The sequence below is a fragment of the Stenotrophomonas sp. Steno-Z10-HUANG genome (genome assembly GCF_056393075.1).
The window spans coordinates 398615-413805 of the sequence record NZ_JBWJPA010000003.1; the positions used below are offsets into that span (position 1 = coordinate 398615).

At 71.2% G+C, this 15191-nt stretch carries 14 protein-coding genes; 7 read left to right on the top strand and 7 right to left on the bottom strand.

What is annotated here, in order from left to right:
* Nucleotides 1–67: 67 nt before the first annotated feature.
* Together AC06E6_RS06870 and rnfB are read left to right on the top strand one after the other, a co-directional pair.
* Entirely contained in the window at nucleotides 68–658 is a 591-nt protein-coding gene (locus AC06E6_RS06870; RefSeq protein ID WP_104939159.1) for an HAD family hydrolase, read from the top strand.
* A 5-nt stretch (nucleotides 659–663) separates the two neighbouring features.
* Nucleotides 664–1080, top strand: coding sequence for an Rnf electron transport complex subunit RnfB (rnfB, locus tag AC06E6_RS06875; RefSeq protein WP_240211813.1), 417 nt, complete (start codon nucleotides 664–666; stop codon nucleotides 1078–1080).
* A 63-nt stretch (nucleotides 1081–1143) separates the two neighbouring features.
* Here rnfB and AC06E6_RS06880 read toward each other — a convergent pair whose 3' ends face one another.
* The 4 genes from AC06E6_RS06880 to AC06E6_RS06895 all read right to left on the bottom strand — a co-directional run bounded on the left by AC06E6_RS06880 (nucleotide 1144) and on the right by AC06E6_RS06895 (nucleotide 7846).
* Entirely contained in the window at nucleotides 1144–2439 is a 1296-nt protein-coding gene (locus tag AC06E6_RS06880) for an aminotransferase class V-fold PLP-dependent enzyme (protein WP_240211812.1), read from the bottom strand.
* 2 nt (nucleotides 2440–2441) lie between these two features.
* Complete coding sequence (locus AC06E6_RS06885; RefSeq protein WP_275692475.1) at nucleotides 2442–4817, bottom strand: TonB-dependent receptor plug domain-containing protein; 2376 nt, start codon at nucleotides 4815–4817, stop codon at nucleotides 2442–2444.
* A gap of 177 nt (nucleotides 4818–4994) precedes the next feature.
* On the bottom strand, nucleotides 4995–7178 hold the full coding sequence (rlmKL, locus tag AC06E6_RS06890) for a bifunctional 23S rRNA (guanine(2069)-N(7))-methyltransferase RlmK/23S rRNA (guanine(2445)-N(2))-methyltransferase RlmL (protein WP_478060705.1): 2184 nt from the start codon (nucleotides 7176–7178) through the stop codon (nucleotides 4995–4997).
* A 140-nt stretch (nucleotides 7179–7318) separates the two neighbouring features.
* The gene (locus AC06E6_RS06895) at nucleotides 7319–7846 is read right to left on the bottom strand and encodes an alpha/beta hydrolase (RefSeq protein WP_240211809.1); all 528 of its coding nucleotides are present in this window, start codon (nucleotides 7844–7846) and stop codon (nucleotides 7319–7321) included.
* Nucleotides 7847–7905: 59 nt separating this feature from the next.
* Here AC06E6_RS06895 and AC06E6_RS06900 point away from each other — a divergent pair, with 59 nt between their 5' ends.
* Nucleotides 7906–8466, top strand: a complete 561-nt coding sequence (locus tag AC06E6_RS06900; protein WP_104940223.1) for an N-acetylmuramoyl-L-alanine amidase — start codon at nucleotides 7906–7908, stop codon at nucleotides 8464–8466.
* A 268-nt stretch (nucleotides 8467–8734) separates the two neighbouring features.
* Here AC06E6_RS06900 and AC06E6_RS06905 read toward each other — a convergent pair whose 3' ends face one another.
* The 3 genes from AC06E6_RS06905 to AC06E6_RS06915 all read right to left on the bottom strand — a co-directional run bounded on the left by AC06E6_RS06905 (nucleotide 8735) and on the right by AC06E6_RS06915 (nucleotide 11331).
* Nucleotides 8735–9637, bottom strand: a complete 903-nt coding sequence (locus tag AC06E6_RS06905; protein ID WP_161613556.1) for a sulfurtransferase — start codon at nucleotides 9635–9637, stop codon at nucleotides 8735–8737.
* Nucleotides 9634–10437, bottom strand: a complete 804-nt coding sequence (locus AC06E6_RS06910) for a CoA pyrophosphatase (RefSeq protein ID WP_161613555.1) — start codon at nucleotides 10435–10437, stop codon at nucleotides 9634–9636. The genes AC06E6_RS06905 and AC06E6_RS06910 overlap by 4 nt, the downstream gene beginning before the upstream one ends.
* Nucleotides 10438–10632: 195 nt before the next feature.
* Nucleotides 10633–11331, bottom strand: coding sequence for an FKBP-type peptidyl-prolyl cis-trans isomerase N-terminal domain-containing protein (locus AC06E6_RS06915; protein ID WP_104939166.1), 699 nt, complete (start codon nucleotides 11329–11331; stop codon nucleotides 10633–10635).
* Nucleotides 11332–11496: 165 nt separating this feature from the next.
* On the opposite strand from AC06E6_RS06915, the gene AC06E6_RS06920 reads away from it, so the two are divergent.
* The 4 genes from AC06E6_RS06920 to AC06E6_RS06935 all read left to right on the top strand — a co-directional run bounded on the left by AC06E6_RS06920 (nucleotide 11497) and on the right by AC06E6_RS06935 (nucleotide 15005).
* Nucleotides 11497–12279 (top strand): enoyl-CoA hydratase/isomerase family protein, encoded by a 783-nt coding sequence (locus AC06E6_RS06920; RefSeq protein WP_104939167.1) that lies wholly within the window; start codon nucleotides 11497–11499, stop codon nucleotides 12277–12279.
* Nucleotides 12276–12641 (top strand): hypothetical protein, encoded by a 366-nt coding sequence (locus AC06E6_RS06925; protein ID WP_409476806.1) that lies wholly within the window; start codon nucleotides 12276–12278, stop codon nucleotides 12639–12641. Before AC06E6_RS06920 ends, AC06E6_RS06925 begins: the two co-directional genes overlap by 4 nt.
* 137 nt (nucleotides 12642–12778) lie before the next feature.
* Entirely contained in the window at nucleotides 12779–13414 is a 636-nt protein-coding gene (gene nth / locus AC06E6_RS06930) for an endonuclease III (RefSeq protein ID WP_478060708.1), read from the top strand.
* Nucleotides 13415–13793: 379 nt separating this feature from the next.
* Nucleotides 13794–15005 carry an OprO/OprP family phosphate-selective porin gene (locus AC06E6_RS06935; protein WP_104939170.1) on the top strand — a complete coding sequence of 404 codons (1212 nt, stop codon included), beginning with the start codon at nucleotides 13794–13796 and terminating at the stop codon, nucleotides 15003–15005.
* Nucleotides 15006–15191 lie beyond the last annotated feature (186 nt).

The following is a 15191-nucleotide window of genomic DNA, read 5'->3' on the forward strand; positions in this document are numbered from 1 at the left end:
GCCTGCCCTTTCCCCGGCCGCATCGCGTCCCCTTTGCCAGAGAACGCCCCGCATCGGCACTGGAACCATGGAACTGGCCCTGTTCGATTTCGACCACACCATCACCGTCTGCGACACCTACAGCCGGTTCCTGCGTCGCGTGGCCACGCCCGAGCAGCGCGCGCAGGCATGGTGGCGGGTCGGGCCGTGGCTGCTGGCCTATCGGCTGAAGCTGATTTCGGCCACGCGCATCCGCCGCCGCGTCACCGCGCAGGTGTTCAGCGGCCGCCACGCCGGCGAGATCGCGCAGATGGCCAGCGACTATGCCCGCGACCACCTGCCCGGCATGGTCCGCGCGGAGATGCTGGAGCAGATCCAGTGGCACCGGGCGCAGGGCCACACGGTGGCGGTGGTCTCGGCCTCCATCGACCTGTACCTGCAGTCGTGGTGCGACCAGCTGGGCCTGCAGCTGATCTGCAACCGGCTGGAAGTGCAGGACAACCGCCTCACCGGCCGCTACGCCGATGGCGACTGCGGGCCACGCAAGGTGGCGCATATCCGCCGGCGGTTCGACCTGGGCGCGTTCCAGCGCATCCACGCCTATGGCGACAGCCGCGAGGACAGGCCGATGCTGGCCCTGGCGCACGAACGCTGGTACCGCGGCAGGCCGGTTTCCTGATCCCCATGCACGACACCCACGACACCCTGATCGAACGCCTGGACCGGGTGCTGCCGCAGACCCAGTGCGGGCAGTGCGGCTACGACGGCTGCCGCCCGTATGCCGCGGCGATGGCGCGCGGCGAAGCCGGCATCGACCACTGCCCGCCCGGCGGCGACGCCGGCGCCCGCACGCTGGCGCACATCCTGGGCGTGCCGGCGCGGCCCTACGACCGCAGCCGCGGCACGCACGCGCCGGCACAGGTCGCGGTGATCGTCGAGGCCGACTGCATCGGCTGCACCAAGTGCATCCAGGCCTGTCCGGTGGATGCCATCGTCGGCGGCGCCAAGTTCATGCACACCGTGCTGGCCGACCTGTGCACCGGCTGCGAACTGTGCCTCCCGCCCTGCCCGGTGGACTGCATCGTGCTGCAGCCGGCATGAACGCCGCGCGGCCGTGGGGCCCTGTCCCCGCCCCACGGCCGTCCCGCATCCCCATGCATGCCGTCAGGCGGCACCGGCAAGCCTGCGCAGCCCCGCCACCAGCCGGTCGATCTGCGCCGGCGAGGTGAAGATGCCCGGCGTGACCCGCACGCAGGCGCCGTGCGCCAGGCCGTCGCGGTGCACGGTGAACACCCCGTGCTCCTCGAGCAGGCGCCGGGCCACGCCGATGTTCTGCTGCAGCGTGACCTGCCCCACCAGCCGGAACGAGGCGATCGCGCTGCTCAGCCGCGGCTCGTCCGACCCCAGCAGCTGCAGCCCCGGCAGCGCGCGTGCCGCGTCGCGCCACTGGTCGCGCAGGCGCAGCAGGCGCGCGCGCTTGGCTGCGGTGCCGATGCGCTGGTGGAACGCCAGCGCCGCCGGCAGCGCCAGGAACGCGGCGAAATTGGCGGTGCCGGTATGCACGCGGCTGGCGATGCCGCGATCCGGATCGCCCATGTACGGGTCGATGTCGGCCACCCGTCCGCGGCGCACGTACATCGCGCCCACGCCGACCGGCGCGCCGATCCACTTGTGCAGGTTGATGCCGACGAAGTCCGCGCCCAGGCCGTCGATGCGGGTCTCGACCTGGCCGATGGCATGGGCCGCATCGACGATCACGTCCACGCCGCGGGCGCGGGCCATGGCCGCGATCTCCGCCACCGGCAGCAGCATGCCGTTGCGGTGGTTCACCTGGGTCAGCAGCATCAGTTTCAGGCGCGGGTTGCGCTGCAGCGCCTGCGTATAGGCCTCCAGCACCTGCGCATGGCCGCAGGGCTCGGGCAGGGCGATCGCCACCGGCTCGACGCCGCGTCGCGCGCGCAGCCACTGCATCGCGGTGATGGTGCTGTCGTAGTCGATGTCCGCATACAGCACCTGGTCGCCCGGGCGCAGCCGGTTGTAGCCGCCGATCAGTGCCTGCAGCGCTTCGGTCGCGCCGCGGGTGAGCACCACCTCGTCCTCGCCCACGCCGAGGAAGTCGGCCAGCTGCCGCTGCACCACGCGCATGCGCTGCGGAAACGCGACCCGCCCGAACCAGGCATTGCCGCGGTTCACCTCGACGGTGGCCTGCGCGTACGCCTGCAGCACCGGCCGCGCCATCGCCCCCCAGTAGCCGTTGTCGAGCATGACCACTTCGTCGCCGAGGTCGTACTGGGCCGCCACCGCCGCCCAGTAGGTTTCATCGCCGGCCAGCTGCGCCGGCGACACCCCCGCCGGCGGCTCCGGCAGCGCCGGCGCGGCAGCCGTCGCCATCGCCGGCGCGCCCGCGGCCAATGGCATCAGCGCGGCACCGCGCAGCAGGCGTCGTCGTGCGCCGTCCATGCTCAGAACGCCACCCGGTACTCGGCATAGACATTGCGCCCGTCGGTGTCGTACGGCGCATTGCGCGAGTACACCAGGCCGCGGCTGGCCTGGAACACCGCCTCGTCCGGGTAGCGGTCGAACAGGTTGTCGGCACCGATGCGCAGGCTGTTGCCCGCATTGAAGCGGTAGGCCACCGCCAGGTCGAAGAACTGCATGTCGCCGAAGCGCTGGAAGATGTCGCCGGTGGCATTGCCGGTGGCATCGGTCCAGGCGCCGTAATGGCGCAGCTTGCCCAGCACGGTCCAGTTGCCGATGTCGTAGTTGGCGCTGAAAGTGCCCTTCTGCCGCGGCAGCCGTTCCTCGAAGATCACCCGCTGGGTCTGGCTGGTGGCGACGCTGGTCGCGCCCTTGTCCACCTGCGTGCGGTTGTAGTTCCAGCCCAGCGTCAGGTTGAGCTGGCCCGGGCCGGCGTCGCCCACCCAGCTGCCCACCAGGTCCACGCCGCGCGTGGTGGTATCGAAGTCATTGGTGAAGTAGCTGACCGAGGTGTAGCCCATCGGGTTGGGCACCCCGGCCGGGATCTGGAACGACGCCGACTGGCTGAAGCGGTCGGTGACCTTGATGTCGTACAGGTCCACCGAGCCGGACAGACCGGCCTCGTTGCGCCAGGCCAGCCCCAGGGACGCGGTGCGCGACTGTTCCGGCTTGAGCGCGCGGGCGCCCAGCAGGCGCGCCAGCGGATCGTTCGGCGACAGCCGGCCCGAGGTGAAGACCTGCAGCGTCACCGTGTCCAGCCCCTGCACGGTGCTGGTGGTGTACAGCTGGCCCGGGGTCGGTGCGCGGAAGCCGGTGGACACCGAGCCGCGCAGCGCGAATGCCGGGGTGATCTCGAAGCGGCTGGAGAGCTTGCCGTCGAGGGTGCCGCCGAAACTGGAGAAGCGCTCGTAGCGCGCGGCTGCGCCGACATTCCAGCGCGCGCTCACCGGCGCCTCCACGTCCACGTAGGCGGCATGGCTGCGCTGGCTCCAGCGCCCGGCGTTGTCCGGGCCGAAGCCCGGCGCGCCGTTGGAGTTGCCGGCCAGCCCGGCCGCCGCGCCCGGGCCGATCGCGTACGACGCCGGGTCGCCGGCATCCACGCCGTAGGTTTCCTCGCGGAACTCCGCGCCGAAGGCAATGTTCAGCGGTGCCGGCAGCGCCGCCAGCGGCAGTGCGTAGACGAAATCGGCGTTGAGGTTCTTCTCCACCTGCGACAGCCGCCCCAGGTAGAACGCGGTCGGGCTGGCCGGGCCCAGCGAGGCGTTGATCGACTCGTCCAGGGTGTACTCGATGCGGTTGCGGCCATAGGCGCCGCTGACGTCCCAGCTCAGATCGGGGGTGAACTGGCCGCGTACGCCGGCCACCAGCTGCAGGTCGTCGTAGTCGCTGCCGTACTTGGGCGAAAAGCCGGTCGGGTACAGGCTGCGCACGTCCCAGCCGGGGAACACCGCGGTCGGCCTGTACACCGAGGCGGTGCCGTCGGGATTGCGCCAGTTGAAATCGCTGACCCCCTCGCCGCTGTTGTACAGGCCATGGGCGTAGGCCTCGGCGGTCTGCCCGAACGGCAGTTTCAGGTTGAAGCCCAGCCGCCGGTTTTCCAGGTCGGGCTGGCCCCAGCGCTGCACCGGATCGGGCACCTGCAGCTCGGGGTGTGCGTTCTGGAAGGCGATCGCGTCGGGGCGCTGGCGGCTGCGCGAGGTGGCATCGGCGGTGTCGTAGTCGAGGAACAGCGACAGCACGCCGGCCTGCCCCAGGCCGACGCCGGTGCGGGCACCGAAGCGGCGGGCGCTGCCGTCGCCCTCGGCGTACTCGGACGCGCCCAGGGTGAACTCGCTGCCGATGCTGTCGTCGAGGATGATGTTGATGACGCCGGCGATGGCATCGGAACCGTACTGTGCCGAGGCACCGTCGCGCAGCACCTCGATGCGCTTGATCGCGCTGGTCGGGATCTGCGAAAGATCCGGCCCCTGCGCACCGCGCGAGCCGAGCAGCGCCGAGCGATGGAAGCGGCGGCCGTTGACCAGCACCAGGGTCTGGTCCGGCGACAGGCCGCGCAGCGTGGCCGGGCGCACGAACACCTGGCCATCGGCCATCGGCAGGCGCTGCACCACGAACGACGGCACCAGCTGCGCCAGCACGTCGGACAGGTCGGTGGACTCGACGGCCTGGATTTCCTCCTGCGAGAACACGTCCACCGGTGCCAGCGTGTCGAACTGGGTGCGGTTGGAACCACGCGTGCCGGTGACGATCATCGCGTCCAGGGTGGTCGGCTGGGCGGCCACGTCAGCGCCAGCGGCGGTAGCGGTGGCGGCGCGCGCGTCGGTGCAGGCAAGGGGAAGCAGGACGGCGCCAACGGCCATCGTCAACAGGCAACGCTTCACTTCGGACTCCGGTAGGCAGGGAACCGGGCCGGCAATGCCGACCCGCGGCGCGCATGGTCGGCGCCGCGCGTTTCCCGCCGATGACAGAAGCCCTGCATCTGCTTCATGCAGAAAGTGGCTTTGGCATGTTGCCGGCTGGCGATGCCGGCGCGTGCGTCACTCCAGCCGCTGCAGCTCCCACGCGCGGTGGATGCGGGCGTTGCGTTCGAAATCCGGACCGATGGTCCTGGCGCTGATCTCGCGGCAGCGCGCGAACCCGGCGATGGCGTTCTCTTCGAGTTTGAAGCGGCGGAAGTTGTTGGAGAAGTACAGCACGCCGCCCGGCGCCAGCCGCGCCACCGCCGCGCGCAACAGGCGCAGCTGCTCGCGCTGCACGTCGAAGTCCTCGGCGCGCGCGGAGTTGGAGAAGGTCGGCGGGTCGCAGAAAATCACGTCGTACTGGCGCTGCTCGGCCTCCAGCCACTGGATCGCATCAGCCTGCACAAGTTGGTGGCGGCTGCCGCCCATGCCGTTCAGGGCCAGGTTGTCGGCGCACCACTGCAGGTAAGTACCGGACAGGTCGACGCTGGTGGTCGCGGCCGCGCCGGCCACCGCCGCTTCCACGCTGGCCACGCCGGTGTAGCAGAACAGGTTGAGGAAACGCTTGCCGCGCGCCTGCGCGGCCATGTGCCGGCGCAGCGGGCGGTGATCGAGGAACAGGCCGGTGTCCAGGTAGTCGAACAGGTTCACCCGCAGCAGCGTCTCGTTCTCGCGCACCAGGATGAACTCGCCGCGCTGCTCGAAGCGGCCGTACTTGCTGCCGCCCTTGCCGCGCTCGCGCGATTTCAGCGCCACCTGCTCGGCCGGCACCTCGAACACCTCGCGCGCCGCGGCCAGCAGCTCGTTGCGGCGGCGGCGCACGTCGGCGTCGGGGATGGTGGCCGGTGCGGCGTATTCCTGCACGTGCAGGAAGATGCGGCGCTTGCCGCCGTCCTCCTGGTAGACGTCGATGGCCGCCGCGTACTCCGGCAGGTCGGCGTCGTAGGCACGGAAGCAGCTCACGTTCTCGCGCGCACGCCAGCTCTTGAACTTCTTCAGGTTCTTGCGCAGACGGTTGGCCACCATCTGCGCGCCCTCGCTGAGTTCCCGCGGCTGGCCGTCGTCCGCGCGCCCGGCCACCGCGATGGGGTCGCAGACGATCAGCGTGCACTCGATGGCGCCGTTGAACAGCTGGTAGGTCCTGCGCGCGCGCAGGCCGGTGGCGAAGGCCAGCTCGGCGTTGCCGCACAGCAGGCTGGCGCGCCACTGCGGCACCGTGCGCTTGAGCGCCTCGCCCAGGCGGCGGTACAGCGCGGCGTCGGCGGCCAGGCGCTCGTCATAGGGCGGGTTGCAGACCACGCAGCCGGTTTCCTGCGGCGGCACCTGCAGGTCGGCCACGTCGCGCACGCCGAACCAGATGGCCTGGCCGACACCGGCTTCCTCGGCGTTCTGCCTGGCCGCACGGATCGCCTGCGGGTCGAGGTCGCTGCCGTGGATGACCTGTTTCAACGCGGCGCGGCCGACGCGCTCGCGCTCGCGCGCCTCGGCCACCAGTTCGCGCCACTGCGCCTGGTCGAAACCGCGCCAGCGGCTCGGCGGCCTGGTGGAAAGTCCGGCCATGGATGGCCGGGCCGTTGCGGAGGGATCCGCATAACGCTGCAGCCCGGGCGCGACGTCGGCGGCCATCAGCGCGCCTTCGATCAGCAGCGTACCGCCGCCGCACATCGGGTCGAGCAGGCCGCCGCCTTCGGCGTGGATCTTCGGCCAGCCGGCGCGCAGCAGCACCGCGGCGGCCAGGTTTTCCTTGAGCGGTGCATCGTTCTGCGCCAGGCGCCAGCCGCGCCGGTGCAGCGAACCGCCGCCGAGGTCGATGGAGATCGTGGCCCGGCCCTTGCGCAGCGACAGGTTGATGCGCACGTCCGGCAACTCGACGTTCACCGACGGCCGCTCCAGTCCCTGCCCGCGCAGCCGGTCCACCACGGCGTCCTTGATCCGCTGCGCGGCGAAACGCGCGTGGGTGATGGCGTCACCGGAGACATGCGCATCGACCGCCAGGGTCAATTCGGCGTCCAGATGCGTTTCCCACGGCATCGCCAGCACGCCCTGGTACAGCGAGCCCTCGTCCGGGCAGTCGAACTCGGCCAGCGGCCACAGCACGCGGCTGGCCAGGCGCGACCACAGCACCACGCGCTGGGCGTCGCGCAGTTCCCCTTCGGCATTGACCCCGGCGATGGTCGCGGTGGCGCGGGGCAGGCCGAGCGCCAGCAGTTCGTCGGCCAGGAGGTACTCCAGGCCCTTGGCGCAGGAAACGAAGAATTTCACGGGGGGCATCACGGGGGAACGGCAATGGGCCGGGGGCGCCATTGTACGGGGCCCATGTAGATGCGGGGCTTGCCGCGCATGAAGCGTTCCCGGTGAAGCCACATGCGGGGCAAGCCCCGCATCCAAGGGATCGGCAGCCGTTACAAGACCTGCAGCAGGGCTTCGAATTCGCGTGCCGAGGCGTCGACGTGGTGTTCCAGGCGGTGGCCGTCGTCGACCAGCAGCAGCCGCGCGGCACGGGCCTGCGCCCAGGCGATCACCGCGGCCGGCGGGATCAGTTCGTCGCCCCAGGCATGGACCACGCTGGTCGGCACCGGTGCCGCGTCCAGCGCCGGCATCGGCCCCATCCGGGTCGGCGGCACCATCAGGAACAGCCCGCGCACCGGTACCTGCAGCGAGGCGATGGCGGAGATATAGGCGCCAAGGCTGGACCCGGCCAGCACCACCGGGCCGCGCGCGGCGGCCTCGCCGGCCAGGCGGATCAGGCGCTGCAGGCGCCCCGGCACGTCGCCCACTTCGCTGATCTCGCGGCGGGCATCGAGGTCGGTGTAGTCCGGGCGCTCATGGGTCCAGCCCAGGCGCTGCGCCACCTCGGCCAGCGCGGTGACCTTGGTCGCGTCGGGACCGCTCTCGAAACCATGGGACAGGATGCAGTGGCCGCGACTCATGGGGCACCGTGGGGGGAAGCATGACGGGGCGGCAATGCTAGCATCGGCCAATGCACGCCATGCCCGCGATCCATATCGATCCCCTGCCCTACGAGCCGCTGCTGGCGCTGCGTGAACCGGGCGCGATCGACCTGGTGGTGATCCACTGCACCGAACTGCCGGACCTGGCGATGGCACGCGCGTACGGCGAACGCGTGCTGTACGCCAGCGGCACCGGCAACAGCGGCCACTACTACATCGACCGCGACGGCAGCATCCACCAGTACGTCGCGCCGGAACGCAGCGCCCACCACGTGCGCGGCATCAACCCGCGCGCGCTCGGCATCGAACTGGTCAACAGCGGCCGCTACCCGCACTGGCTGGACTCGCGCCACCAGGCGATGGACGAGGCGTACCCGCAGGCCCAGATCGACGCCCTGGTGGCGCTGCTGCGCTGGCTGCCGCAGCGGCTGCCGGCATTGCGCTGGATCGCCGGCCACGAGGATCTGGACACCGAGCAGGTGGCGGCCAGCGACGACCCGGCGCGCACGGTGCCACGCAAGCGCGATCCGGGGCCGCGGTTCCCGTGGGACCCGGTGCTGGCGGCGATCACGCTGCAACGCCTGCCGGCAGCCGCGTAGGCGCGGCTTCAGCCGCGACCGGGCGGATGCATCGGACGCCGGCGATGGCGGCAGGCGCTGCGGTGGAGCGCCATTCCGGGCAGGCCCCGTCGCGGCGGGCGCCGTTGCCGTGGACGCCAGCGGGCGGGCCGGGCAGACCTGCACAGCCGTGGGTGCCGGCGGACAGCCGTTCATTGGCTGGCCGCGGCAGTCGCGCCGGAATCCGCCAGGGCGCAGGCACCGCCACGCCCGCCGTCGCCGGCGGGCACGTTCGCCGCCCAGGCCGCTGCTACGCGCGCGCCACCGGGCGCGAGGGATCGGATGACCAGCCACTCCACGAATCGGCGAACACCCGCGCCCCGCCCAGGCCGGCGACCTCGAAGGCCAGCAGCAGGTGGCAGGCGGTGACGCCGGAGCCGCACATCATCACCGCCTCGCCCGGCGCGTAGGTGCCCAGCAACGGTTCCAGTTCGGCGCGCAGCTCCGCCGCCGGGCGGAAGCGGCCATCGCGCAGGTTGAGCGCGAACGGGCGGTTGCGCGCGCCCGGCACATGCCCGGCGACCCGGTCCAGCGGCTCGACCTCGCCGCGGTAGCGTTCGCCGGCACGGGCGTCGATCAGCCAGCCCGGCGCCTGCGACAGGCGCGCGGCGATTTCGTCGGCAGCGGCAACCTGTGACAGGTCGAAGCGCCCGGGATACGGCGGCAACGCCGGCACCTCCGCCGGGTCGGTCGACAGCGGCTGCGCGGCGGCCTGCCAGGCCGCCAGCCCACCATCGAGCACCGCGACCCGGCGGTGGCCGATCAACCGCAGCAGCCACCACAGCCGCGCCGCGGCCATGCTGCCGTCGCCGGCGTCGTAGACCACCACCTGGGTATCCGGGCCGATGCCCCAGCGCCCCACGGTGGCGGCGAAGGCATCACTTTCCGGCAGCGGGTGACGGCCGTGGCCCTGCCGCGACAGGTCGGACAGGTCGCGGTTGAGATCGGCATACACCGCGCCCGGCAGGTGCCCCGCCGCATACTGCGCGGCGCCGGACTGCGGGTCGGCCAGCGAGAAGCGCGCGTCCACCAGCCGCAGCGCGGTGCTGGCGGTGGCGCGGGCGTCGAGCAGGCGCGGAGCTTGCGCGGCAAGGGCGGCGGCAAGCGAAGCGACGTCCACCAGCGTGGTCCATGGCGGGGCGATGGCATTCATGGGGTCTGCTCCAGTCGGCGACGCAGGTTGTAGAGGATGGCCGCGGTGGCGCCCCAGATGCGCTGCCCCGGCCAGGTGTACTCGAGCACGTGGCGGACGCGGCCGCGGTGGTCGATCTCGACCTGGCGCAGGTTGCCCGGGTCCATCAGGAAATCCAGCGGCACTTCGAACACTTCGGCCACTTCCGCAGGCTGCGGCACCGGCACGAACGCCGGGTCGATCACCGCCACCACCGGGGTCACCCGGAAGCTGGAGATGGTGACGAACGGATCCAGGTAGCCCAGCGCCTGCACCCGCTCATGCGGCAGCGCGATCTCCTCGCTGCTCTCGCGCAGCGCCGCCGCCACCGGGTTGCGGTCGCCCGGTTCGATGCGGCCGCCGGGAAAGCCGACCTGGCCGCCGTGGTTGCGCAGGGTCTCGGTGCGGCGGGTCAGCAGCACCTGCACGCCCTGCGGCCGCGGCACCAGCCCGGCCAGCACCGCGGCCTCGGCCGGGGGCCCCGGGGGCAGCAGGTCGGCCAGCTCGTCGTGGTTCCAGCCTTTGCCGGCAGGCGCGGCGGCCAGCGGGTTCAACGCGCGCAGCAGCCGTTCGTGCCCGGGCAGCGCCGCCGCCAGCGAACCGGCGGCGCGCGCGCGCAGCGGCAGCACGTCCTGCATCAGCTGCCGGCGCTGGTGTTCGCTCATGCCCATCCAGCCGGCGATCTCCGCGCGCGTGCGCAGGCAGCCACGGCAGTGGCCGGCCGGGTCCAGCGAGCAGATTCCGATGCAGGGACTGGAAACGGCACGGCGCGTGGCATCCATCGAGTGCGACATCCTGCAAGCCTAGCGCGAACGCGGGCACCGGGGCGTACCGCGCGACAGCCACCGCGTCGCGGCCGTCATCGCGGCGTGCCGCCGCGCGCGGATGCCCGGCGCAGGCAACGCCGGGAAGCCCAATGAAAAATGCGCCGGCGTACTGGCCGCCGGCGCATTCGTCCTGCCCACTGCGGGCAGTGGTTACTTGACGCTGACCAGCTTGACTTCGTACTGGACGGCCACGTTCGGCGGGAAGCCGGTACGCGGATCGGCACCGAAGGCCTTGTCCGGCGACAGCGAGATTTCCCACTTGGAGCCGGCCGGCATCTGCAGCAGCGCTTCGCGCATGGCCTGCATCTCCACGTCGCTCAGCTTCAGCGCCGGCACGTCGTGGGCCTGCACGTTCTCCGGGCGCTGGCCGTAGGGGAACGGACCGGCGACCTGCAGCTGCACGGTGCTGGCCTGGGTCGGCTTGGCGCCGTTGCCGGTCTCGATCACGCGGTACTGGACGCCGCTGGGCAGGGTCTGCACGCCGGCCTTGGCCTTGTTGGCGGCCATGAACTGGTCGCTGCGGGTCTTGTTTTCCGCGGCCACCTTCTCGTACTCGGCCTTGGCCGCCGCGGCACGGCCCTGCTCGCGCTTCTGGAACGCTTCGACGGCCGGCTTCAGCTGCTCGGCGGTGATCGCCGGCTGCTTCTTCGCGTACGCGTCCTGCAGGCCCTTCACCACCGAGGCGATGTCCAGCTGTTCGCCGCGGCCGGTGAGCTCGGCCAGGTTGTTGCCGTAGTCGTATCCGAAGTAGTAGCTCAGCTTGCCCTTCTCGGACGAGACGTCCTGGGCCATTGCAGTGCCGGTGAGGGCCAGGGCGGCCACGGCGACCGCGATAGAACGCAACTTCATCAAACAGTTCTCCAGGAAAGATGTCTCAGGGCAACCATGCCGCTAGAGGCGACGGGTTAGGATAGCCGCCACAACGGCGGACCGCCACTGACGACAAGGGCTTCTGACCAACGGTCGTGGCGGGAGTTCCCCAATCACTTTTTCTTAACTTTTCGTGGAGTCCGCATGTCCGACGCACCGGTTTCGATCAACACCCGCGACGGCGTCCGCACCATCACCGTGCAGCGCCCGGAGAAGCTCAACGCGCTCAACCGCCAGACCCTGGAGGCGCTGGACGCCGCGTTCGCGGACGCCGCCACGGCCGCGGACGTGCGCGTGGTGGTGCTGACCGGCGCCGGCCCCAAGGCGTTCGTGGCCGGGGCCGACATCGCCGAGATGAACGGCCTCAGCGCGGTCCAGGGGCGCGACTTCTCGCTGCTCGGGCAGCGCCTGATGCGGCGCATCGAGCGCCTGCCCAGGCCGGTGATCGCCATGGTGAACGGGTTCGCACTGGGCGGCGGGCTGGAACTGGCCATGGCCTGCCACCTGCGCATCGCCGCCGACAGCGCCCGGCTCGGCCAGCCGGAAATCAACCTCGGCCTGATCCCGGGCTTCGGCGGCACCCAGCGCCTGCTGCGCCTGGCCGGCCGCGCCGCCACCCTGGAACTGTGTTTGCTCGGCGCGCCGATCGACGCCGCCCGCGCCCAGCAGCTGGGCATCGTCAACCGCGTGGTCGCCGCCGCCGAGCTGGAAGCGGAAACCCTGAAAATCGCCACGCAGCTGGCCAAGGCCGCGCCGCTGGCGCTGCGCGGCATGCTCGACGCGGTCAATATCGGCGGCGAATGCGGCATCGAGGAAGGGCTGGAGTACGAAAGCGCGCAGTTCGGGCTGATGTTCTCCACCGAGGACATGCGCGAAGGCACCCGCGCGTTCCTGGAACGCCGCGCCCCGGAATTCCGCAACTGCTGACCCGCACCGCGATGCCCGCTGCTTCCGCATCCCCCCGCCAGCTGCTGCAGTACGTGCTGGACGACAACCTCGACGCCGCGATCGACGCCGGCCTGATGGACTACGCGCCGCAGCCCGGCGACGCGACGCTGGACCCGCAGCACCCGGACCTGCCGCAACGGCTGGCCCAGGCCCAGCAGCGGCTGCAGGGCGCCTGGGCGGCGCGTGAGCGGTACCGTGCCCGCGCCGTGCGCCTGGCGCGGCGCGCCGCCGAGCGCGAGGCCCGGCGCGCACCGCCGCCGGCGCCGGACCGCAGACCCGCCCTGCCCGCGGCCGCGGCGGCCATCCTGGCCCGCGCCCAGGCAAAGGCGAAGCAGCCATGAAGAAACCGACGAGCCCGCGCACCGCGGCCAAGGCAGCAACCGGCACCGGTGCCGGCATGACGACGGCGGCGAAGCCCGGACGCGCGCGCCCCGCTGCCGGCGCCGCTGCGGGCGCGCGCGCGTCACGCAGCAGGCGCATGAACGGCGCGGAAGTGCGTGAGATGTTCACCCGCCTGCGCGAACTGAATCCGCACCCGACCACCGAGCTGGAATACCGCACGCCGTTCGAGCTGCTGGTGGCGGTGACGCTGTCGGCGCAGGCCACCGATGTCGGGGTGAACAAGGCCACCCGCAAGTTGTTTCCGGTGGCCAACACCGCGCAGGCGATCCTCGCACTGGGCGAGGAAGGACTGAAGTCCTACATCTCCACCATCGGCCTGTACAACGCCAAGGCCAAGAACGTGATCGCCGCCTGCACGATCCTGGTGGAGAAGTACGGCGGCGAAGTACCCGCCGACCGCGCCGCGCTGGAAGCGCTGCCCGGGGTTGGCCGCAAGACCGCCAACGTGGTGCTCAACACCGCTTTCGGTGAACCGACGATGGCGGTGGACACGCATATCTTCCGCGTGTCCAACCGCACCGGGCTGGCGCCGGGCAAGGACGTGCGCGCGGTGGAGGACGGGTTGCTGAAGGTGATCCCGGCGGAGTTCCTGCAGGATGCGCATCATTGGCTGATCCTGCATGGACGCTATGTGTGCAAGGCGCGCAAACCGGACTGCCCGCAGTGCGTGATCCGCGACCTGTGCCACTGCAAGGACAAGACCGTCGCCTGAGGCGGCGGCAGGGCCAGCCGCGGGCGCGGCATCGCCCCAATGGCGCCGATCCGTCGCTGCGGCCCGGCGCGCAGGCTCCACTGCGCGCATTGCGTCATCCGCGACCTGTTCCACTGCAAGGACAAAACCGTCGCCTGATGCCGCCGCGCGTGGCCGCCGCGCGAGGCGCCCATGCAGGGGCCGACAGCCCCCTCGCGGGCCGCCCGCCGGCGCACGCGACTGCCATCTGCGCGACACCTGCCGGTAACAGCCGGTCCGTCCACTACGCCGGGATGGGCGCAGCGGCAGCCGGCGCAGGTCGCGGGACTGTCACATTTACGCAATCTTTACGCCCTAGCCTGCACACCATCCTCAACCTGCCTGCAAGGCTACCCATCCCATGAAACTGCATCGCCAACTCCTCACGGCGGCCGTCGCCGCGGCACTGTTCGCGCCGGCTGCCCATGCCGAAGTCGCCATCGACGTCATTGGCGGTTCCGAGATCACGTTTGAAGGCCTGGTACAGGCTGACGGCAACTGGTTCAGCAACGACCGCGCCGACCTCAACGGCACCACTGGGATGAACGGCAAGGACAGCGAGTTCGAGCTGCGCCGCGCCGAGCTGGTGCTGAAGGGCAAGGGCCCGGGCAACGTCGAGTGGGTGGTCGGCTACGACGCCAAGGCCGACAAGTTCCTGGACACCAACCTCAAGTACAAGCTGGGCGGCAACGCCAACCACTTCCTGCAGGCCGGCCAGTTCAAGCAGCCCAACAGCCTGGAAGAACTGTCCAGCACCAAGAACAACGACTTCATTTCCAAGGCCACCGTGACCAACACCTACGCCGTCGCCCGCCGCCTCGGCGTGGGCTACGGCATCGGCGACGCCAACTGGTCGCTCACCGCGTCGGCCTTCGGCCGCGAGCTGACCCGCAACCTGGCCCACGGCAGCGGTTACGGCGTGCGCGGCACCTTCGCCCCGATCAACGAGAAGGGCAACATCCTGCACTTCGGCCTGAGCTACGCCGACTACGACACCGACGCCGACACCCTGCGCCTGCGCGCACGCCCGAACGCCGACCTGGCCACCGTGCGCCTGGTCGACAGCGGCGACCTGAAGGACACCGACCGCATCGGCACGCTCGGCGCCGAAGCGATGTACGTGCACGGCCCGTTCAAGGCCCAGGGCGAGTACTACAGCGCCAAGGTCAAGCGTTACGACCACGGCAACTACACCACCGACGGCTACTACGTCAGCGGCGTGTGGAACGTCACCGGCGAGACCTGGGGCTACAAGGGCGGCACCCCGAGCCTGGGCCTGCCGGACGAGCCGGGCCGTGGCATGTGGCAGCTGGGCGCGCGCTTCGACCACATCGACCTGAACGACGGCGGCCTGCGCGCGCCGGCCGTCGCCGGCGGCGCCCCGCTGGTGGACGGCGTGCTGGGCGGCAAGATGGACATCTGGACCGTCGGCGCCAACTGGTACTGGCGCTCCAACTTCAAGGCCTCGCTGAACTACGTGATGGTCGACAGCAAGAAGTACTCCTCCAGCGCGCGCGGCTTCGTCGCTGACAAGCCGAACATCCTGGAAGCCCGCCTGCAGTTCTTCTGGTAAGCGGCTCCCGCTCCACGCTGCACCACGGACGCCCCGCAAGGGGCGTTCGTCGTTTCAGCCTGTGCCGCGCTGCGGCCCGTGCAGGCCACCGGCCGGGCGTGCGGGTTGCCCGTTGCCGCGGCGTGGCCGTTGCCGGCCGGCGCCCCCCCCCCCCTCGCCCTTGCGCATCGCGCACGGCGCTCGCAA

Bases quoted from the DNA above. Each gene is read 5' to 3' on its own strand.
- AC06E6_RS06870 (WP_104939159.1), top strand. From the start codon at position 68: ATGGAACTGGCCCTGTTCGATTTCGACCACACCATCACCGTCTGCGAC.
- rnfB (WP_240211813.1), top strand. From the start codon at position 664: ATGCACGACACCCACGACACCCTGATCGAACGCCTGGACCGGGTGCTG.
- AC06E6_RS06880 (WP_240211812.1), bottom strand. From the start codon at position 2,439: ATGGACGGCGCACGACGACGCCTGCTGCGCGGTGCCGCGCTGATGCCA.
- AC06E6_RS06885 (WP_275692475.1), bottom strand. From the start codon at position 4,817: ATGGCCGTTGGCGCCGTCCTGCTTCCCCTTGCCTGCACCGACGCGCGC.
- AC06E6_RS06895 (WP_240211809.1), bottom strand. From the start codon at position 7,846: ATGAGTCGCGGCCACTGCATCCTGTCCCATGGTTTCGAGAGCGGTCCC.
- AC06E6_RS06900 (WP_104940223.1), top strand. From the start codon at position 7,906: ATGCCCGCGATCCATATCGATCCCCTGCCCTACGAGCCGCTGCTGGCG.
- AC06E6_RS06905 (WP_161613556.1), bottom strand. From the start codon at position 9,637: ATGAATGCCATCGCCCCGCCATGGACCACGCTGGTGGACGTCGCTTCG.
- AC06E6_RS06910 (WP_161613555.1), bottom strand. From the start codon at position 10,437: ATGGATGCCACGCGCCGTGCCGTTTCCAGTCCCTGCATCGGAATCTGC.
- AC06E6_RS06915 (WP_104939166.1), bottom strand. From the start codon at position 11,331: ATGAAGTTGCGTTCTATCGCGGTCGCCGTGGCCGCCCTGGCCCTCACC.
- AC06E6_RS06920 (WP_104939167.1), top strand. From the start codon at position 11,497: ATGTCCGACGCACCGGTTTCGATCAACACCCGCGACGGCGTCCGCACC.
- nth (WP_478060708.1), top strand. From the start codon at position 12,779: ATGAACGGCGCGGAAGTGCGTGAGATGTTCACCCGCCTGCGCGAACTG.
- AC06E6_RS06935 (WP_104939170.1), top strand. From the start codon at position 13,794: ATGAAACTGCATCGCCAACTCCTCACGGCGGCCGTCGCCGCGGCACTG.